This window comes from Leptotrichia shahii, from assembly GCF_008327825.1.
GTDB lineage: Bacteria > Fusobacteriota > Fusobacteriia > Fusobacteriales > Leptotrichiaceae > Leptotrichia > Leptotrichia shahii.
The window spans coordinates 864,553-884,489 of the sequence record NZ_AP019827.1 but is presented as its reverse complement, the minus strand read 5'-3'; the positions used below and the strand labels follow the sequence as shown (position 1 = coordinate 884,489).

Below are 19,937 nucleotides of genomic sequence, written 5' to 3'. Positions count from 1 at the left end.
CAATACCGTTCCCCTAATTTTCTTAAATGTTTAAACATCTATCATAAAATTTTATTGACTTTTTATATAACAGGTGTTATAATACTATAAAATTAAAAATAGTGGAGGTATTTTTATGAAACAAAATATTTTAAATGATGTCATAAAAATAAAAACAAAGGAAAAAGAATTTTTTAAAAGTATTTTTTTTGTATTGAGCGGAGTTATATTTTTATCAATAATGTCTCAGCTTATAATACCGCTTTATTTTACTCCTGTACCTATTTCACTAGGATCATTTGGAGTAATGTTAATAGCATTGTTATATGGTAGAAAATTGGGAACAGCAACTGTACTTTCCTATGTTGTGGCAGGTAGTTTCGGGGCTCCTATTTTCGCTGGATTTAAAGCAGGTTCCTTATTTTCTCCAACAGGAGGATATATTTTAGGATATATTGCAGCTGCATTAATTTTAGGATTTTTATTCGATAAAGGTATTGCAAAATCTTATGTGAAGACATTTCTTTCACTATTACTTGTAAGTGTCATTATTTTTATATTAGGTGCATTAGTATTGATGTTATTTGTGCCTATCAAAAATGTATTTATGGCTGGTGTGCTTCCTTTTATTCCTGGAGATATGCTAAAAGTAGTTGCGGCAACTCTTTTATTTCCAAGATTATGGAAATTTATTAAAAAAAATAAAAATTAAATTATTTGTTAAACAAAGAATCTCCTTTAAAGCAATTTTTAGGAGATCTTTTATTTAATTACCATATTTTTACTTAACACAATTTTTTGAACGCAAAGAAAGGAAAAAAGAAATGTTAAAAAATAATAATCAAATTGAACTAGTTAAGTTTATATCGCATTTAAAAAATAAAATTATAAATGAAAAATATGATATAACTTATGAAGAAGCAATCTTTTTATCAAAAATTCCTAATGATGATATCGAAACTTTAAACTTGCTTTTTGAAGCAGCAAATCAAATTAGAGAAAAATTCTGTGGAGAAAATTTTGATTTATGCACTATTATTAATGCAAAATCTGGGAAATGCTCTGAAAATTGCAAATTCTGTGCACAGTCAACTCATTTTAAAACAGCAGTAAATGTCTACGGTCTTATTTCAAAAGAAACAGCACTTTGCGAAGCCAAAAGAAATGAAAATCAAGGCGCTCATAGATTTTCACTCGTAACAAGCGATAGAGGATTTAATGGAAATGAAAAAGAATTGAATAAATTAGCTGAAATTTATGAATTTATGCGAGAACACACTAATAAATTAAGTCTTTGTGCCTCTCATGGTATCTGTACAAAAGAAGCATTACAAAAATTGGCTGATGCAGGTATTTCAATGTATCATCATAATTTAGAAACATCAAGAAGATTTTATCCTAATGTCTGCACATCTCATACTTATGATGATAGAGTTAATACGATAAAAAATGCAAAAGCAATCGGATTAAACGTTTGCAGTGGAGGAATATTTGGTTTAGGAGAAACTATTGAAGATAGAATTGATATGGCATTTGATTTAAAAACATTGAAAGTTAATTCTGTTCCGATAAATATTTTAACTCCAATTCCTGGAACTCCATTTGAAAATAATGAAGCATTAGAACCATTAGAAATTTTAAAGACTATATCTATTTATCGTTTTATTATGCCCAAAACTCATTTAAGATATGCTGGAGGAAGAATTAAACTAGGAAATTATGTAAAAACTGGCTTAAAATGTGGAATCAATTCCGCCCTTACAGGAAATTTCTTAACAACTGTAGGAACAACAATAGAAAAAGATAAAACTATGATAATAGAATTAGGGTATAAAATTTAAAGATTTTCTAGAAAATAAATAAAAAGAAAAAAGGCTATCTCAAGATTTTCGAGAAAGCCCTTTTTTTTAGATTTTGATTTAAATTATTTTTTTTATCTTCTTTGCTGTCTTGTTTGTTGTTGATAACTAAATGATTCCAGCTTCATTGAAATATTTTTTTCTTTTCCATTTGATGCAACTTTTAAATTAACTGTTTCCCCAATTTTCTTAGCTGCAAGTTCCCCAATAAATGATCCAGCTGATGTCACAGGTTTTCCATTGATTTCAAGAATTATGTCATTAACTTTAAGTCCATATTTTGCTGCTGGTGAATTTGGATAAACTTGTTGCACTAAAATACCAGTTGAATAAGAAATTCTTCTTTCTTTTTTCAATTCTGAGCTTAAATCAAGTACTGAAATTCCAATATATGGACGTTCATATTTTCCACTTTTTATGATTGAATCTCTTACATTTTCAGCCAAGTTTGAAGGAATTGCAAAACTTAATCCTACACTTCCACCATTTGGAGAATAAATTGCAGTATTTACACCAATTACATCTCCATTGATGTTAAGAAGTGGTCCACCACTATTCCCTTGATTAATAGAAGCATCTGTTTGGATAAAATTTTCAACTTGCTCAATTCCAAGTGAACTTCTTCCAGAAGCTCCAATTACACCAACAGTCATCGAACTATTAAGTCCTAACGGATTTCCAAATGCAATTGCCCAATGTCCTATTTTTATATTATCTGAATTTGCAAATTTTAACGGTTTAAATGTTCTGTTGGCATTTACCTTTAAAATAGCAATATCAACTTCAGGCGATGTTCCAACTAATTTTGCCAAATATTCATGTCCATCAGCTAATTTTACGTAAATTTCATCAGCACCCTCAATAACGTGATTATTTGTCATCATATATCCGTCACTTGAAATTATAAATCCTGATCCCAAACTTCCAGATTCACGTCTTTGTTGTCTTACTCCAGAAGTTCCGAACAAAAATGCCTCAAGCGGATTATAAGTTTCTACAACAATTGTCTTTTTTGTTCTTATATTTACAACAGAGTCTTTAGCTTTATCATAAACAGAAGCAAATGCATCTTGAGCACTATACATATCTCCTGTAACATTTGTATTTTGAACAATTTGCTTATTTTGTAAAAAATCTGTCTTATTTACTGCAGCAGTGGCTGTAAGGGCGGCTGCCATAAATGATGTAGTTATAATTTTTTTTAATTTCATATTTTAAGGTCTCCTTTTTTGTAAAATTTATATTTTTTTTAATATTTAATGTCAATTATTTTACTCCCCTTTTCTTAGAAAAAATAATATTCTCTTTTTTTTTATCCTTAGATTTTAAAGCATACCTAATGAAGCAGTTCTTATAAATATTGCCCTTATCATTTCTATAACCATAAGTCCCAAAATAGCCGAAACATCAAAATTCATATTCCCAATCGGAATTACTATCCTAAATATTCTCAAATACGGCTCTGTAATTTTTCTTATCCATTGAAAAATTATTATTTGATTATATGGATCAATCCATGTTCCCAAAATATTTACTAAAATAAGAAGAGCATATAAATCCAATACTTTTAATATTAATTCTATAATAATATCCAAAATTTTACCTCCAAAACTTTAAAAGGTCTTTTTTATTTTTTTATTTATTCAAGATATTTTTACATTTTACGATATATTCAATTCCCGAAATTACTGTCAATATTAGCGGAATAAGTAACAAAATATTATTTATTGTAAAACTGAAAGGTATCAAAATTATTAACGTAAGTGACACCATTTGAGTTGCAGTTTTCCATTTTCCAAGACTTTCTGCCGCAATTACAGTTCCTTCAGCCGCTACAATTGAACGAAGTCCTGTTATTAGCAATTCCCTAAATATTATAATTATTACAAACCACAAACTAATTTGATTAAACTTTGCAAGTGTGACTAAGGCTGAAATAACAAGAATTTTATCAGCCAATGGATCTAAAAGTTTTCCTAAATTTGTAATCATATTATATTTTCTTGCAATTTTTCCATCATAATAATCTGTGATTGCCGCTCCTACGAAAATAATCGTTGCAAGTATTCTTAACATTATACTAATCCCCGTATTTTCTGAAAATTCCAAAGCTAAACTTAAGAAAATCACAAACGGAATAACCAAAATGATTCTCAACGTTGCTAATTTGTTAGGTAAATTCATTTTCATCACTTCCACACTCCTCTATAATTATTTTTAGTCATTTGTAAAATTCTAAAAATTACGACAAGCATTGTATTTTTTATGTTTCTGACAAGGGGTCAAAACCCCTTGTGATTATAAATACTGCTATCATTCAATCTTTATATTTTTTACTTCGACAATTGCCTAAATTTATTATTTTTACTTTTTTTAATATTTAATTATTTTGACAAGGTTGAATCTCCTTGCAGCAGAATATTTATTTTAATTACATATAATCAAATCTATTATAACAATGCCTTTATACTTAAATTGAATTTATCTTCATTTTCCATTGAGATTAATTTAACTCTTACAATCTGCCCTTCTTTTAGTGCATCTTCAGTCTTTTCAACTCTCTTATTGCTTATTTCTGAAATATGCAAAAGCCCTTCCTTTCCTGGCAATACTTCCACAAATGCACCAAATTTCATCAATTTTGTAACTTTTCCTTCATAAATTCCATTTAACTCAACAGATTGTGTTTGATTTTTTACAAGTTCCAATGCTTTTTTCATATTTTCAGACTCTTTTCCAAAAATTGAAACAGTTCCATCATCATCAATATCTATTGAAACTCCAGTTTCATCAATAATCGCTCTAATAACTTTTCCTCCAGGTCCAATAAGTCCTGCAATCTTATCTGGATTAATTTTGATAACTTCAATTTTCGGTGCATTTTCAGAAACTTCAGCTCTAGGTTCGCTTATTACAGCTTCCATTTTATCAATAATGAACATTCTTCCTTCCAATGCTTGTTTTAAAGCAATTTCCATTATTTCTCTTGTAATTCCTTCAATTTTTATATCCATTTGAATAGCAGTAATTCCATCTTTTGTACCTGCAACTTTAAAGTCCATATCTCCCAGATGATCTTCAAGTCCTTGAATATCAGTAAGTACAGTAAATGTGTCCCCTTCTTTTATAAGCCCCATTGCAATTCCTGCAACTGTTGATTTTATAGGTACTCCAGCTGCCATTAATGCAAGCGATCCTCCACAAATTGTTGCTTGTGATGAAGATCCGTTAGATTCTGTAATTTCAGAAACAAGCCTTACTGTATACGGGAATTTATCTTGGTCTGGCATAACATGCTTTAATGCTCTTTCAGCTAAATTTCCATGTCCTAGTTCACGTCTTCCAGGTGCTCTCATGAACCCAGCTTCTCCAACTGAATATGGCGGAAAATTATAATGCAAGAAGAATTTTTTACGTGTTTCATCTTCCATTCCATCAATAATTTGTTCATCTTCTTTACTTCCAAGTGTTGCAACAACCAATGCCTGAGTTTCTCCACGTGTAAATAATGCTGAACCGTGCGGTACTGGAAGTGTGTCTATTTCCACATCAATTGGACGGATTTCAGTAGTTTTTCTTCCATCAGCACGATATTGCTTATACAAAATAGCATTTCTGACAAGTCTTTTTTCCACATCTCTGTAATATTTTTTAAATTCCTTTTCAAGATTTTCGTCAATTTCTCTTTCTTCGCTTTCAAGTTTTTCAATATATTTTTCAAAAAGTTCTATTTCCAAATTGTCAATTGCTTCATATTTTTCCAATTTACCAGGTGTCATAATCGCATTTTCAATTTCATTTTCAAAGCTGTCAATAAACTCTTTAATTTCAGTCTCTACTTCTTTTTTCTCAAATTCATATTTTTGTACGTCAAATTGTGCCAAAAATTTATCCTGCTCTTCACAAATTTCCTTAATCTTTTCATGTCCAAACATAATAGCTTCTAGCATTACTTCTTCAGAAACTTCTTTAGCTCCAGCTTCTACCATTGTTACAGCATCTTTTGTACCTGCAACTGATAATTGGATTTCACTTTCCAAAAGCTGATCTCCAGTTGGATTCAAAATATATTCTCCATTAATATATCCAACTGTAACTCCAGCCACAGTTCCCGCAAACGGAATATCTGATAATCCTAACGCAGAAGAAACTCCAATTGTAGCCAGATTTTCAGGATAGTTCACCTCATCATAGGAAAGTACCGTAATTACAATATGAACTGCATTTAAAAATCCTTCTGGAAATAACGGTCTAATCGGTCTGTCAACCAATCTTGAAATCAGGATTTCATCAGTTCCTGGCTTAGTTTCCCTTTTTATAAATCCTCCTGGAAATTTTCCAGATGCGTAAAATTTCTCAATATAGTCAACTGTAAGCGGAAAAAAATCCTGTCCTTCCTTGACATCCTTACTTCTAGTTGCTGTAACTAAAAGCACAGTTCCCCCACATTGCACAATAACTGATCCCCCAGCCTGACGTGCAATCTTTCCAGTACTTATTTTAATTTGCTGGTTTCCTAAATTAAAACCATAAGTCTTTTCATCAAACATTTTTCCTCCTAAAAATTTATTTTTTTAAGAAGGGAGCAAATAATAGTAAAATTCTTTATTCACTCACATTTACAATTTAAATTAATAAAAAACTTTACAATTACTTACTCAAAATACCTTCTTAAAATTTCTATAATTATACCATTTTTTCTAAATTTTTACAAATTTTTTAAAAAATAAGATAGAATAAAATCTGAAAAATTGACATATTTATAAACGTATGTTATAGTAAATTTTGTTAAAAATTATACTGCAAGATTATATCCTTTCTGCTTGAATCCAAATTTTTTTTGATTTAGGTTAATCCTTTAAATAGATTTGAGCATATAACAAAATAAAAAAAAATTAGTATAAAATTTAGATGAAATATAAAATAAAAATAAGTTTAGGAGGTATCATTATGACTAAAAAAATATTAGATGTTGAGATGATTGCAATGACATTAATTGGATATGCAGGTGAAACTAAGAGTCTGGCTTATCAAGCTATGAGTGTGGCAAAAGAAGGAAAATTTGATGAAGCAGAAGAACTTATGAAACAGGCAACTGAAGAAATGTTGAAGGCTCACGAATTACAGACAGATCTTATCGTTAGAGAAGCTGGAGGAGAAAAACTTGATGTTGGCTTAATTATGGTTCATTCTCAGGATCATCTGATGACAGCAATTTTATTTAAGGAATTGGCAAAGGAATTTATTGACATTTATAAAAGACTGGCACAAAAATAGGTAAGAAATAATTTAGAATAACAAAAAAATAGATTAGAATCAGAAGGAAAATTTTTTTTAAAGTTAAATTCAAAATTCCAAAATCAATTTTTAAATTTTTTAAAAATATGTTATAATATTCGTAAGTTTAAAAAAATTAGGAGGAAAAATAAATGTCTGAGGGCAGTTTATTATTACAAATTGTAATAATAATAATTTTAACAGGAATTAACGCTTTCTTTTCCAGTGCGGAAATGGCGATTGTTTCGTTAAATAAAAATAAATTAAAAATATTAATTGAAGAGGGAAATAAAAAGGCAATTTTACTTGATAATCTACTAAAAGAACCGAGCAAATTTTTATCTACTATTCAAGTCGGAATTACACTAGCAAGTTTTTTTGCATCAGCATCAGCGGCAACTGGACTATCACAGTATCTTTCAAATACCTTAAAACCTCTGAATATTCCATATAGCAATCAAATTTCAATGATTTTAATAACCTTTATACTATCATATATTACGCTAGTTTTTGGAGAATTGATTCCAAAAAGAATCGCACTTAGAAATTCAGAAAATATTGGACTATCATCAGTTGGGGTTATTGTTTTTATTTCAAGAATATTTTCTCCATTTGTAAAATTTTTGACATTTTCTACAAATTTGGTGCTTACAGTTTTGAGAATGAAAGAAGATAATATTGAAGAGAAAGTATCAAAAGAAGAATTACGTTCACTTGTGGAAGTTGGAAAAGAACATGGAGTTATTAATGAAACTGAACAGGAGATGATTGAAAATATTATTGAATTTGATGAAAAAATCGCACGTGAAATAATGATCCCGAGAACAAAGGTATTTTTAATTGATAAAAATATTTCAATTCATGAACTTTTTGAAAACAAGGAAATTGGAAAATATTCACGTATTCCTGTTTATGAAAATGAAGCTGACAATATCATTGGAATTCTGCTAACAAAAGATTTGATGATGGAAGCCTATAAAAAAGGATTTGACAATATAAAAGTATCTGATTTGGTTCAAGAAGCGTATTTTGTTCCTGAAACTAAAAATGTAAATAATCTTTTTAATGAAATGCAACTTGAAAAAAAGCACATTGCTATATTAATTGATGAATATGGAGGATTTTCAGGGATTGTTACACTTGAAGATCTAATTGAAGAAGTTATGGGGAATATTGATGATGAGTTCGATGATGAGGATTTATCAATTCATCAAATCTCAAAAAATAAGTACCTAGTTAGCGGGGAAATTTCACTAAATGACTTAAATGATAACTTTCACTTTGAACTTGAATCTAAATATTATGATACTTTAAGTGGTATTTTAATTGAAAATCTTGGATATATTCCAGAAGATAACGAAAATATTGAACCAATTACAATTAACGGAGTAATATTCAAGCCACAACGAGTCCGAAATAAAAAAATTGAAAAAGTAGTTATGACATTTGACAAGGAAAAATTGGAAGAAGAAAAAATAAAAAATAAAGAAAATGAAGATGAATAAAATATTAAAATAAATAAAAAATAGAAATGGAGTTGATTAATCAAAATGAATACAGCTAATATTCAAAAAACAAGGGGATTAAAACGAATTTTTCCGCTTCTGGCAAATGAAAATGTCAATATGAAAAAGGAAATTATGGCAGGAATTACAACTTTTCTTACAATGGCATACATAATAGCTGTAAATCCAAATATTTTATCAAAAACAGGAATGAATGCAGGTGCATTAGTTACAGCAACTTGTTTTTCAGCTGCAATAGGCTGTTTTCTTATGGGACTTATCGCAAACTTGCCTTTCGCTCTTGCCTCAGGTATGGGATTAAACGCATTTTTCGCATTTACAGTTGTATTAAAAGGCGGCATCAGCTGGCAAACTGCTCTGACTGCTGTATTCTGTGAAGGAATTATATTTATATTTTTAACACTTTTTAAAGTTCGTGAAGCTGTAGTAAATTCCATTCCAGAAAATATGAAACATGCTGTTACTGGTGGAATTGGGGTATTTATCGCATTTGTAGGTTTTTCAGGAAGTGGACTGATTGTTTTAAATGAAGCTACAAAAGTTAGCATGGGACATTTTTCTCCAGCGGTTATTATTTCCTTTATTGGATTATTTTTAATAGCTATTTTAGATAAAAAAAACGTACGTGGCTCGATTCTTTATGGAATCGTTCTTAGTTCCCTTCTAGCTTGGGGGTATGCTCTTATAAATCCTGCACATGCAAAAGAATTAGGGATTTATCTGCCATCTGGTATTTTTAAATACGAATCGATGATGCCTGTTATGGGAAAATTGGACTTTAACTTATTTACGGATTTTAAAATATTTGGAAATTTATTTGTCATAGTTTGTACATTTTTATTTGTAGATTTTTTTGATACTGTCGGAACATTGATAGGGGTATGCTCAAAAGCAGATATGCTGGATGAAAACGGAAATGTGCCAAACGTAGGACGAGCCTTAATGGCGGATGCAATTGCGACTACAGCTGGTGCCGCACTTGGAGTTTCAACAGTTACAACTTATGTAGAAAGCTCAACAGGAGTTATCGCAGGTGGAAGAACAGGATGGACAGCCATTACAACAGGAGTTTTATTTTTAATATCAATGTTTTTCTCACCAATATTTATTTCAATACCAGGATGTGCCACAGCTCCAGCTTTAATTTACGTTGGTTATTTAATGCTAATCTCAATTAAAAATATAGATTTACATGATATTTTAGAAGGACTTCCTTCATTTATTACAATTACAGCAATGGCTTTGACTTACAGTATTGGTGATGGACTAACATTAGGAATTTTATCTTATGTATTAATAAATTTATTTTATAATCTATTTTCAAAAAGAGAAGATAGAAGACCTATTTCATGGATAATGATTATTTTAGGAGGATTATTTATAGTTAAACTGTTATTTATGTCATAATTGAAACTTATAAAGTTTATAATAAAAAAATATGATTTCTTGTATATTAATTTGTAATTGAAATCATATTTTTTATTGCCTTCTACTTCGATTTTCTTTTTTTAAAAAGTGACTCCTCTTCTAAACTTATTTTCATATTCAACTGGTTCGGTTCCCACTTTGAACAATGCTGTCCGTTTATTCACTCCATCCTTATCAAGCAATCCTATTTGAAGATCAATATCTCTTGTTGTCAGATCTTTTCTCGTAATATAATCATCTATAAATTCAAAAACTCCGACATTATAATTTGGTAAATCAACTACTGCCTGCATATAATTCTTCCAAATTGGTGCAGCTGCAGCTCCTCCTGTCATTCCAGGCCCCATCGACTTATTATCATCATTTCCAACATAAACAACTGTCGCAAGAGTTGGCGTATATCCTGTAAACCATGCTGAAACATAATCTGAAGTTGTTCCTGTTTTTCCAGCCATTGGAATTAATTTTCCATCTTTAAATACTTTAGCCGGCTGACCAGTCCCATAATTTACAGCATTTTCAAGCATATAAGTCAGTATTGCAACATCCTTAGAATCGTATACCTTTTTCATTTTAGGTTTTGCTTCATAAATAACTTCTCCATACTTATTTTCAATTTTGTAGATGTACTGAGGTTGTACTTGATAACCTCCATTTGCAAGTGCCGCATAAAACATTGCCATGTCTACTGGTCTTGTAGAAATTGAACCAAGTGCCAATGTATAATTTTTTGGAAAATCTCCACCAACAATTCCAGCATTACGCCATATTTTTTCAGCTGAATTAATCCCTACATATTGCAGTAATTTTACTGGTATCACATTATTTGAAATTTCCAATGCTTTAGCAAGCGTCATGCTGTCCCTGTAAACTCCATCATAATTTTTTGGGCTCCAATTTCCAATTTTTACTGGAGAATCTTCCATAACGCTATTCATTGCCATATTTTTCTGCAATGCGGCAAGATAAACCACTGGCTTAAAGGATGACCCTGGCTGTCTTAATGAACTCATTGCACGGTTAAAGTTACCTTTTTTATAATTTTTTCCTCCAACCATCGCTTTTACAAATCCATTACTTGGATCAATCGAAAATAAGGCACCATTTAAGTTCGCACGACTTTTTAAGTTATAGTTATTATTAAATGCTGTATAAGCCGCTCTTTGTAAATCTAAATCGACTGTTGCGTAAATTTTATATCCATCAAACAAGAATTTTTGATCTTCTTCAGGTATTTTCAGTATTTTTCTTACTTCACTTAACACAACTGTCGTAAATTCAGGAGCAACATTTGAAGTCGAAATTTGTTCTTCTTCATTACGGCTTTTTATATTGCCACTTACAAATTTAATTTTTTCATTAATCGCCTCATTATACTCTTCATCTGTTATAAATCCATAATTTCTCATTTGATTAAGCACAATTTTTTGCCGTTCCAATGCGTTTTCTATCTTTGAATATTTTGTTGGCGACTTTGGAAGACTGGCTAAAATAGCTGCTTGTGCAATAGTTAGCTGTTTTGGCTGCTTATTAAAATACTTTATTGCAGCATTTTTTATTCCATAAGCCCCTTGTCCAAAATAAATCGTATTCAAATAATTTTCCAGAATTTCATCTTTTGTATATTTTCTTTCAATTTCTATCGCCAAAATCGCTTCCTTAATTTTTCTTGTCATTGTCTGTTCAGGCGATAAAAAGGCATTTTTTGCAAGCTGCTGCGTAATTGTACTTCCACCTTCACGACGTCTTCCTGTAAGTGTCAAAAAAGCCGCTCTTGCTGTTCTCACAAAGTCAAATCCGTGATGAGTTCTAAACTTTCTATCTTCTATCGCTAAGAAAGCATCTTGAACATGCTGAGGAATTTCTCCTATCCCTATCGGCGCACGATTTTGAACCATTATAGTGTCAATTTGATTCCCGTTTATATCATAAATTACCGAAGGTGATACAGGAGCATAGCCATCTATCAAATCAACAGGCGTTTCCTTGCTCACTGTATACACCAAATATGCCCCAGCTCCAATTCCAATCACAAACAGAAATAAAAAAACTTTGAAAAAAAACGAGAGTAAGCTAAATTTTTTCCTAGGTTTTTCCACTTTTACTTTTTTATTATTCTTTTTCATTACTACCTCTTTTCGTAACTGCTACAATATTTATTTAAATTTTTTTATTTTTTCAAAAATCTTCAACTAAATTGCTATAACATCCATTTCTCAATTTATCTAAACATTTTGAGAAGAATCCATCTGTTTTTTTGCCTTTAGCTGTCCACAAGCTGCCGCAATATCCTGCCCTTTAGTTTCACGCAATGTTACATTAACATTTTTATCTTTTAATAATTTATAAAATTCTCTTTGTTTTTGTTTTGAAGGAGTTTTGTACGGTTTTCCGCCAACAGGATTATACGGAATTAAATTAACAAGGCACGAGAACGAATTTAAAAATCCAGCTAATTCTCTCGCATCTTCAGGCTCACAGTTCAAGTCATCAATCAAGATATACTCAAATGTAATCCGATTTTTAGTTTGCTTTTGATAATCTAAAAGTGCCTCCTTTAGCTGTTTTACTCCCCACCTCTTATTAATCGGCATAATTTCACTTCTCACATCGTCCCTTACAGAATGTAATGAAATAGCCAGATTTATCTGATTTTCATTTTCCGTAAATCTTTTTATCCCATTTACAATCCCACTTGTAGAAATCGTAAAATTTCTTTTTGAAAAATTTTGCCCTTTCGGAGAATTTAACATATTAATAGATCCAAGAACCGCATCATAATTCAAAAATGGCTCTCCCATTCCCATATAAACCACATTACCCAGCTTTTCTCCACGTTGCAGCAAATGTTTTTGTACATAATAATATTGCAATAAAATTTCAGAAATTGACAAATTTCTTTCATAAGTCATTGTCGCCGTTGCACAAAAATCACATCCAATAAGGCAGCCAATTTGCGACGAAACACAAAGCGTATGCCGATTTTTATGAGAAATAAGAACACTTTCAATCAGTCTTTTATCTTTCAGCTCAAACAAAAATTTTTCAGTATCTCCATCTTCTGAAACCTGATGTGTCTTAAACTCAAGTTTTGCTACATAAAATCTTTTTTTCAAAATTTCCCTATCCTTTTTAGAAATATTAGAAAACTCATCAAAATCAAACACCAGTTTATTATGCAACCAGTCAAATACTTGACTAGCATTAAATTTTTTAAGCCCTATCTCAACAAATTTTTCCTGCAAACTTTCCAAACTCATTCCTAAAATATCAATCTTTTCAATTGTATCTATACTTTTCACATTTCCGTCCATCATTTCACTATTACTTCTCTCCATATTCTCTGTTCTTTTCAATTTCCTCCTTTTATCTCTTGAGTTTTAATTGCCTATATCATACCATATTTTTGGAAAATATTACATCATTATTTTACATTATATTTAAACTTATTTTAAAATTATATATAACCATTGATTTTGCTAAAAAAAATAATATTATTCTTCTACAGGCATAATTTAGTATATATACCAGACCCCTCCATTCTTTATTAATTTCTCTTTATATTTTTAAATTTACTGTCTTGCATTCATTATACCATACATAATTTTAAAAAACTATTTCAATTATAAAAACTTACACAAAAAAATAATAGAGATTTCTTTAAATTACAGTAATCCCTATTTTTATTTTAATGAATATATTATTTCACTATCTCATTTATTTTTTTCTGATTTATTTTGATTCATCAATTAACCATTTTCCATTTTGTTTTACAAGTTTTAATGTTATTTCTGTTCCACCTTGATAATTTTTCGTACCATTAACGACAAATTCTTCCTCGTATTTATCTTTTAAATAAACTGTTTTAGACTTAGAATCATATTTTTTCAATTGAAATCCACTTTCTTCTCTTATATCCATTATTCCTGATCCTAATAAAGCATCATAATCATAATTAATATCATCATTTTCTTTTAAAAATTTCTCATCAGCAGGAGATAATTTTCCTTCAAGTGCTTTTTCACTTAATTCTATATATTTTTCTCTTCTTCGGTATTCTTTTCTAAATTTTTCTGTAATTGGAGCTTTTGCAAGCCATTTATCAAGCTCATCAGGATCTCTAATTTCTATATATTCGTTCATAAAGTTTATTGCCGTATTAACTGCTTCTTTATCCTCGCTATTTAATTTTGTATTTACCTGATTACTTTCTTTAACTGTTTTTTGAACTTTATTCGTTTTTGATGTATTTGCTGCAATTCCTAAACTTGCTGCAATTAACATAGCTATTCCTACTTTTTTTAACATTTTAATCACTCGCTTTCATTGTTTGTATTTATTCATAATTTTTCAAACTACTATTTAATTTCCCGGCACTATAAAGAGCAACATTTATAAATGTGTGATCTATTACTCTATATATTTCAATTATTTTTTTTGAATTATATAATAGTAAAGCTCCTTTACGTTCTTTTATACTCATCTTTTCTTTAGAAATCTTACTTATATTTTTTTTATAAGTTTCAATTATTTTCGCATGTTCCTCATCTGTTGTAGCCGAATCAAAAATTGTCGAATACAGCTTATTTTCAGAAAAGGCAAAACTGTTAAATTGTCTTTTTACACCTAACGGATCCTCTACGTTTGCATAATAATAAACAGCATAACTTCCATCATCATGTGAATTTGATAACGGCTCACTTTTCACAATATTTCTCAATTCTTTTGGAGAAATCCCAAAATTGATTTTATTTGTAACTTTCACATTAACAGTTCCTGCAAATACAGTTGCTGAAAATAACATCACCATAAATAATAAAATTTTTTTCATTTAATCACTCCTAATAAATTATTTTTAAAATTGATTCGATACAAGTATACTACATAAGAAATGAAAATTTAAATAAGAAATTCCTAATAAAAAAGAAATCCGAACTCAAATCTTCAAATTTCTTTTTTCTTTTCAATATCCTAAAGTTATAATTATTTTCAAAAAAACTATTTAATTTTTTCCAAAGTATTTTGAACTCTCTTCAAAGTTCTCTCTTTTCCAATAATTGCAATTACAGTATACAAGTCCGCTCCTCTAGCTTTTCCAGTAACAACTGCTCTAAGTGGCATTAATACTGCTGCTGGTCCTTCCCCTAGTTCATCTTGCAATCCGTGTAAAATTTCTTTTGCTTCTTCTTCAGAGATTTCTTCATTTAAAGCATTAATTTTTTCTACAAATAATTCGATAGATTTTTTACCAACTTCTGTTTCCAATGAATTTCTCAGTTTTTCAACAGATTTTCTTGCTTTTTTGTTCATTCCTTCTTCAACAACTGGCAATTCAAACTCATCTTCAAAGTAAATTGATGAAATTTCAGGCAATTCTTTCAAAGTATGTGCTCCCTCTCTTGAAATTTCTACAATTCTTCTCAATTTAGCAAATTCGTCATCAGACAAGTTTTCATTAGCATAATATCCAGCTTTCACGAAATATGGAATCGCTAATTTAGTCAATTCGTCTAAATCTTTCAATCTCATATGATGATTATTCACCCAACCTAATTTAACCAAGTCAAATACAGGGCCTCCAAGCGAGATTTTATCAAATGAAAAGTTTTCAATCATTTCTTCAATTGTAAAAATTTCTTTGTTTTCTCCAAAGCTCCATCCCATTAAAGCCAAGAAATTTAAAATCCCTTCCTTCAAATATCCTTCTTCTTGGTAATAATTCAATGAAACTGGATTTTTTCTCTTAGAAATTTTAGTTTTATCCGCATTTCTCAAAAGTGGCATGTGATACCATTTTGGCTCATCCCAACCAAACGCTTTGTACAATTGAATATGTTTAGGCGTAGACGAAATCCATTCTTCAGCTCTAATAACATGTGTAATTCCCATCAAATGGTCATCCACAATATTTGCCAAATGATAAGTAGGGAATCCATCAGATTTTAACAATACTTGGTCATCAATTTTACTATTCTCAAATCTAATTTCTCCTCTTAAACCATCATTTACAATTGTTTCCCCTTCATAAGGCATTTTCAATCTAATTGTATAAGGTTCTCCTGCAGCCAATTTAGCTTCAACTTCCTCTTTAGAAAGGTTTCTACAATGACCGTCATATCCAGGTGCTTGTTTCATCGCAGTTTGTCTTTCTCTCAATTTTTGCAATCTTTCAGGTGTACAAAAACAGTAATATGCCTCACCTTTTTCTACCAATTTTTCAGCATATTCTTTATATATTTCAAATCTTTCAGACTGTCTGTAAGGACCTCTATCCCCACCAACGTCTGGACCTTCATCATAATTAAGCCCTAGCCATTTCATCGCATCAAAAATTTGCTGTTCCGAATCCTTAGAAAATCTAGTTCTATCTGTATCTTCAATTCTCAATAAAAAATCTCCGCCATTATGTTTTGCAAATACATAATTAAAAAGACCAATATAGGCAGTTCCCACATGTGGATCTCCAGTTGGAGATGGTGCTATTCTAACTCTTACTCTTTTGTTATCATTATTTGACATTTTTTCTTTTTTTCTCCTATCTATTTGTTATTCTTTTTATATTATATAATAAAATGAGTTATTGTGCAACAACTATTGTATAAAATCTAAGGTAATAATATGTTAAAATTTTCTTTTTTAATTTTTATTTCTTCCAAAATTTTCCCCACGTTTTCCAAATTAATACTTTTTCCGCTTTCCAAAAGCCTTTCTACAACAATATCAACTTCTCTTCCTTTCGCACCAGCAAAAAGTGCTAAGGAACGAGCTTGCAATTTCATATGTCCATGCTGTATTCCAGTTGTAACAAGTGCCTTTATTGCGGCAAAATTCTGAGCAAGACCAACAGAAGTGATAATACTTGCCAAAGTTTTCGCACTGGGATTTCTCAAAATATTAAATGCAGCTTTTACACTTGGATTTAGCCCTATTGAGCCACCTACACTTGCAATTGGCATAGGGAGGATAAGCTCCCCTCTTAATTTATTTGTGCTTTCATCAAAAGTCCAAGTTGTAAGACCTTCGTATTTTCCATTTTTCACGGCAAAGGCATTTCCACCAGCTTCAATTGCACGCCAATCGTTTCCAGTAGCGATTACCACAGCATCAATTCCATTAAAAATTCCTTTGTTATGGGTTGTGGCACGGTAAATGTCAAGTTTTGCAAATTTGCTTGCAAGTTCAATTTTTTTGGCAGTTTCAATAGATGTTTCCATTGAGGTGCTAAGAAGCTTTACATTTACTTCACATTGGGCTTTTACAAGAGATTCAGTTGCATAATTTGATAAAATTGCCATTAGGCTTTTTCCGTTTGTAATATTTTCAAGCGGTATTTTTATTGCCTCAAGCATTGTATTCAAGATATTTGCTCCCATAGCCTCCTTCACATCGGCAATCAAATAAACAATCAAAAATTCATCAATATTTTTCACCTCAATATTAATTGCACCACCGCCACGTGCCACAATAGAAGGATGAGCATCATTTGCAATTTTCAAAATCTCATTTTTATTTTCCAAAATCACCGAAACAGCATTTTCAAAGTCCAAAATATCATACAATGCGACTTGCCCAATCATTTTCCTATCTAAAATCTCTGTTGTAAAACCACCAGATTTTGCAATAATTTTAGCCGCATAGCTGCAACCAGCCACAACAGAAGGCTCTTCCGTAACCATTGGCACAGCATAATCTTTCCCGTCAATAACAAAGTTTGGAGCAATGCTGAATGGCAAGGCAAATGTTCCAATTCCATTTTCAGCCATCTGATTTGCAGTTTCTAGTGGTAAGTTTTCATTTTTTTTCAGAATTTGTTCAAATTCATCATTTAAAAAGTCATTGGCTTTTAACATCTGTATTCTTTCAATCCGCTCTTTTTTTTGAAATCCAAGCCAGTTTAATTTTTTTTGATTTTCTTTTTTCATATTTAAAATCAGTTCCTTCCGTTTTGAGTTTATAATAAAACTCAAGCACTTAAAAAATTGTCAAATTCTAATGCTTGAGTGAAAATATAGTTTAAATTTTAAGGTTTATAGCCAGTTTTATCTTTTTCTGTTATTTTTCTGATAACTTTGCACGGTACTCCTGCAGCAATTACATTATCTGGAATATCTTTTGTAATAACGCTTCCAGAGCCAATAACAGTGTTGTTTCCGATTGTAATTCCTTGATTAATGTGGACTCCCGCACCAATCCAGACATTATTTCCGATTTTTACAGGCTTGGCATAACATCCTCCGTTTATTCTTTCTTCTGCATCAATGCTGTGATTGGAAGTATAAATTCCCACTCTTGGACCAAAAAGAACATTATTTCCAATTTCAATTCCGCCACCGTCGAGCATTACACAGTCAAAATTTGCATAAAAGTTATTTCCTATTGAAATATTAAATCCAAATTCACATCGGAATGTTGGCTCAAAATGTACGTTTTTACCAATTGATTTTAAAAGCTCCTTTAGGATTGCTTCTCGCTCTGCTGAAGGTTTTCCAAAACTTTCGTTATATTTATTTGTTAAAAAAACGGTATTTTCTCTAGCCTTTATGAGCTCTGGAGTTAAATCATTGTAAACTTTTCCTGATAAAATAAATTGTCTTTGTTCTTCTAAGTTCATAGCTGTTCAATCCTTTCCAATTATAATTTATTTTATTTTTTTGTAAATTCTTTTATGATTTTCAATCTTTTCCAGTACAAAAGCATTATCGCTTTCCTGAATAAATTTACTATTTGAAAAATCACAATTTCCTTCTTTATCTAAAATTATCTTTTCAAAAAACATAGCTTCATATTCTTCTATTGATAATTGTTTCCTATTATTAAAATCGTTTAGCCTGTCATTTCTTAAATGATTTTTGAAGCCTTCTGCAAGACTTAGATTAAAAAATTCACAAACAGCACCACTTCCATAGCTATACATTCCAATCTTGTCACCAGCTTTCAAGTTATCACAATTTTCAAGTGATGACAATAGACTTAGATAAAGTGAACCTGTATAAATATTTCCAACACGTTTTCCATAAACTATTGAAGTATGAAATTTTTCCAAAAAAATATTTTTAATGTTCTTTTCCACATTTTTTTCTAAAAGGGAATTAATTGCCTTTAATCCAAGTTTTGGAAATGGAAGATGAAAACAGAAAGCACTAAAATTGGATAAATCTTGACTATATCTTTTTTTGTATTCATCAAATGTTGTTGTAAGGCAATCAAGATACTGTTTTGTTGAAAAATGTCCGTCTACTATCGGGAAATCTGAGTAGTTTGGGCGCCAGAAGTCCATGATATCACGTGTTTGGCATACATTTTCATCGTTTATCACAGCGATTTTGGGATCTTTTTTTATTAGCATTGCAATGCTTCCTGCACCCTGCGTTGATTCTCCGGGAGTATTAATCCCATATTTTGCAATGTCTGAAGCAATTACGAGAACAGAGGCGTTTTCGTTTTTTTCAATATAGTTTTTTGCAAAACTAAGGGCAGCGGTAGCTCCGTAGCAGGCTTCCTTTATTTCAATAGAACGTGCAAAGGGCTGAATATCCAATAAATGATGAATAAAAACAGCAGACGCCTTACTTTGATCAATGCTTGATTCTGTGCCAACAATTATCATTTCAACATTTTTTTTATCTTCTTCGTCCAGAATCTGTTCAGCGGCACTGGCTCCAAGTGATACAATATCTTCCGTAACAGGTGTTATACTCATTTCACTTTGCATAAGTCCTTTTACAAATTTATTTTCATTTTCATTCCGTCCAAGCGCTAGATCTCGTATATCGAGAAAATATTTTGGCATTGCAAAACCAATTTTATCTATTCCTATTTTGATTTTTTCTTTTATCTCCTTAATTTTCATAAAATTTAGCCCTTTCTT

The 19,937-nt window shown here is 30.6% G+C and carries 17 protein-coding genes; 5 read left to right on the top strand and 12 right to left on the bottom strand.

Annotated features, from left to right (window positions below):
* The first annotated feature begins 115 nt into the window (after positions 1-115).
* Together F1564_RS04145 and bioB are read left to right on the top strand one after the other, a co-directional pair.
* Positions 116-691 (top strand): biotin transporter BioY, encoded by a 576-nt coding sequence (locus tag F1564_RS04145; RefSeq protein WP_018450197.1) that lies wholly within the window; start codon positions 116-118, stop codon positions 689-691.
* Positions 692-803: 112 nt separating this feature from the next.
* Positions 804-1,820: a biotin synthase BioB gene (bioB, locus tag F1564_RS04140; RefSeq protein ID WP_018450198.1), complete on the top strand. Its 1,017-nt coding sequence runs from the start codon at positions 804-806 to the stop codon at positions 1,818-1,820.
* A 92-nt stretch (positions 1,821-1,912) separates the two neighbouring features.
* Here bioB and F1564_RS04135 read toward each other — a convergent pair whose 3' ends face one another.
* The 4 genes from F1564_RS04135 to pnp form a co-directional block, all read right to left on the bottom strand.
* The gene (locus tag F1564_RS04135; RefSeq protein WP_018450199.1) at positions 1,913-3,049 is read right to left on the bottom strand and encodes a S1C family serine protease; all 1,137 of its coding nucleotides are present in this window, start codon (positions 3,047-3,049) and stop codon (positions 1,913-1,915) included.
* Between the two features lie 114 nt (positions 3,050-3,163).
* Entirely contained in the window at positions 3,164-3,433 is a 270-nt protein-coding gene (locus F1564_RS04130; RefSeq protein ID WP_018450200.1) for a YggT family protein, read from the bottom strand.
* Between the two features lie 40 nt (positions 3,434-3,473).
* Positions 3,474-4,022, bottom strand: coding sequence for a CDP-diacylglycerol--glycerol-3-phosphate 3-phosphatidyltransferase (gene pgsA / locus F1564_RS04125; RefSeq protein ID WP_026231219.1), 549 nt, complete (start codon positions 4,020-4,022; stop codon positions 3,474-3,476).
* A gap of 266 nt (positions 4,023-4,288) precedes the next feature.
* On the bottom strand, positions 4,289-6,388 hold the full coding sequence (gene pnp, locus F1564_RS04120) for a polyribonucleotide nucleotidyltransferase (RefSeq protein WP_018450202.1): 2,100 nt from the start codon (positions 6,386-6,388) through the stop codon (positions 4,289-4,291).
* Between the two features lie 400 nt (positions 6,389-6,788).
* Here pnp and F1564_RS04115 point away from each other — a divergent pair, with 400 nt between their 5' ends.
* From F1564_RS04115 to F1564_RS04105, 3 genes are all read left to right on the top strand, one after another.
* Positions 6,789-7,115, top strand: a complete 327-nt coding sequence (locus tag F1564_RS04115; protein WP_018450203.1) for a PTS lactose/cellobiose transporter subunit IIA — start codon at positions 6,789-6,791, stop codon at positions 7,113-7,115.
* Positions 7,116-7,267: 152 nt separating this feature from the next.
* Positions 7,268-8,620, top strand: a complete 1,353-nt coding sequence (locus tag F1564_RS04110; protein WP_018450204.1) for a hemolysin family protein — start codon at positions 7,268-7,270, stop codon at positions 8,618-8,620.
* Between the two features lie 45 nt (positions 8,621-8,665).
* Positions 8,666-10,048 (top strand): NCS2 family permease, encoded by a 1,383-nt coding sequence (locus F1564_RS04105; protein WP_018450205.1) that lies wholly within the window; start codon positions 8,666-8,668, stop codon positions 10,046-10,048.
* A gap of 101 nt (positions 10,049-10,149) precedes the next feature.
* Here F1564_RS04105 and F1564_RS04100 read toward each other — a convergent pair whose 3' ends face one another.
* From F1564_RS04100 to F1564_RS04065, 8 genes are all read right to left on the bottom strand, one after another.
* Positions 10,150-12,195, bottom strand: coding sequence for a transglycosylase domain-containing protein (locus F1564_RS04100; RefSeq protein WP_018450206.1), 2,046 nt, complete (start codon positions 12,193-12,195; stop codon positions 10,150-10,152).
* 99 nt (positions 12,196-12,294) lie between these two features.
* Complete coding sequence (gene rlmN, locus F1564_RS04095) at positions 12,295-13,407, bottom strand: 23S rRNA (adenine(2503)-C(2))-methyltransferase RlmN (RefSeq protein ID WP_083917094.1); 1,113 nt, start codon at positions 13,405-13,407, stop codon at positions 12,295-12,297.
* Positions 13,408-13,801: 394 nt separating this feature from the next.
* The gene (locus tag F1564_RS04090) at positions 13,802-14,377 is read right to left on the bottom strand and encodes a hypothetical protein (RefSeq protein ID WP_018450208.1); all 576 of its coding nucleotides are present in this window, start codon (positions 14,375-14,377) and stop codon (positions 13,802-13,804) included.
* A 28-nt stretch (positions 14,378-14,405) separates the two neighbouring features.
* Positions 14,406-14,900 carry a hypothetical protein gene (locus tag F1564_RS04085; protein ID WP_018450209.1) on the bottom strand — a complete coding sequence of 165 codons (495 nt, stop codon included), beginning with the start codon at positions 14,898-14,900 and terminating at the stop codon, positions 14,406-14,408.
* Between the two features lie 167 nt (positions 14,901-15,067).
* Positions 15,068-16,588: a glutamate--tRNA ligase gene (gene gltX / locus F1564_RS04080; RefSeq protein WP_018450210.1), complete on the bottom strand. Its 1,521-nt coding sequence runs from the start codon at positions 16,586-16,588 to the stop codon at positions 15,068-15,070.
* An 86-nt stretch (positions 16,589-16,674) separates the two neighbouring features.
* Positions 16,675-17,991 carry a hydroxymethylglutaryl-CoA reductase, degradative gene (locus F1564_RS04075; protein WP_018450211.1) on the bottom strand — a complete coding sequence of 439 codons (1,317 nt, stop codon included), beginning with the start codon at positions 17,989-17,991 and terminating at the stop codon, positions 16,675-16,677.
* Between the two features lie 98 nt (positions 17,992-18,089).
* A complete protein-coding gene (locus F1564_RS04070; protein ID WP_018450212.1) occupies positions 18,090-18,680 on the bottom strand; it encodes a sugar O-acetyltransferase in 591 nt (196 codons plus the stop codon).
* A gap of 27 nt (positions 18,681-18,707) precedes the next feature.
* Positions 18,708-19,919: a hydroxymethylglutaryl-CoA synthase gene (locus F1564_RS04065; protein WP_026231221.1), complete on the bottom strand. Its 1,212-nt coding sequence runs from the start codon at positions 19,917-19,919 to the stop codon at positions 18,708-18,710.
* Between the last annotated feature and the right edge of the window lie 18 nt (positions 19,920-19,937).

Bases quoted from the DNA above. Each gene is read 5' to 3' on its own strand.
- F1564_RS04075 (WP_018450211.1), bottom strand. From the start codon at position 17,991: ATGAAAAAAGAAAATCAAAAAAAATTAAACTGGCTTGGATTTCAAAAA.
- F1564_RS04110 (WP_018450204.1), top strand. From the start codon at position 7,268: ATGTCTGAGGGCAGTTTATTATTACAAATTGTAATAATAATAATTTTA.
- pnp (WP_018450202.1), bottom strand. From the start codon at position 6,388: ATGTTTGATGAAAAGACTTATGGTTTTAATTTAGGAAACCAGCAAATT.
- F1564_RS04085 (WP_018450209.1), bottom strand. From the start codon at position 14,900: ATGAAAAAAATTTTATTATTTATGGTGATGTTATTTTCAGCAACTGTA.
- gltX (WP_018450210.1), bottom strand. From the start codon at position 16,588: ATGTCAAATAATGATAACAAAAGAGTAAGAGTTAGAATAGCACCATCT.
- F1564_RS04145 (WP_018450197.1), top strand. From the start codon at position 116: ATGAAACAAAATATTTTAAATGATGTCATAAAAATAAAAACAAAGGAA.
- F1564_RS04135 (WP_018450199.1), bottom strand. From the start codon at position 3,049: ATGAAATTAAAAAAAATTATAACTACATCATTTATGGCAGCCGCCCTT.
- F1564_RS04090 (WP_018450208.1), bottom strand. From the start codon at position 14,377: ATGTTAAAAAAAGTAGGAATAGCTATGTTAATTGCAGCAAGTTTAGGA.
- F1564_RS04100 (WP_018450206.1), bottom strand. From the start codon at position 12,195: ATGAAAAAGAATAATAAAAAAGTAAAAGTGGAAAAACCTAGGAAAAAA.
- F1564_RS04070 (WP_018450212.1), bottom strand. From the start codon at position 18,680: ATGAACTTAGAAGAACAAAGACAATTTATTTTATCAGGAAAAGTTTAC.
- rlmN (WP_083917094.1), bottom strand. From the start codon at position 13,407: ATGGAGAGAAGTAATAGTGAAATGATGGACGGAAATGTGAAAAGTATA.
- pgsA (WP_026231219.1), bottom strand. From the start codon at position 4,022: ATGAATTTACCTAACAAATTAGCAACGTTGAGAATCATTTTGGTTATT.
- F1564_RS04105 (WP_018450205.1), top strand. From the start codon at position 8,666: ATGAATACAGCTAATATTCAAAAAACAAGGGGATTAAAACGAATTTTT.
- F1564_RS04115 (WP_018450203.1), top strand. From the start codon at position 6,789: ATGACTAAAAAAATATTAGATGTTGAGATGATTGCAATGACATTAATT.
- F1564_RS04065 (WP_026231221.1), bottom strand. From the start codon at position 19,919: ATGAAAATTAAGGAGATAAAAGAAAAAATCAAAATAGGAATAGATAAA.
- bioB (WP_018450198.1), top strand. From the start codon at position 804: ATGTTAAAAAATAATAATCAAATTGAACTAGTTAAGTTTATATCGCAT.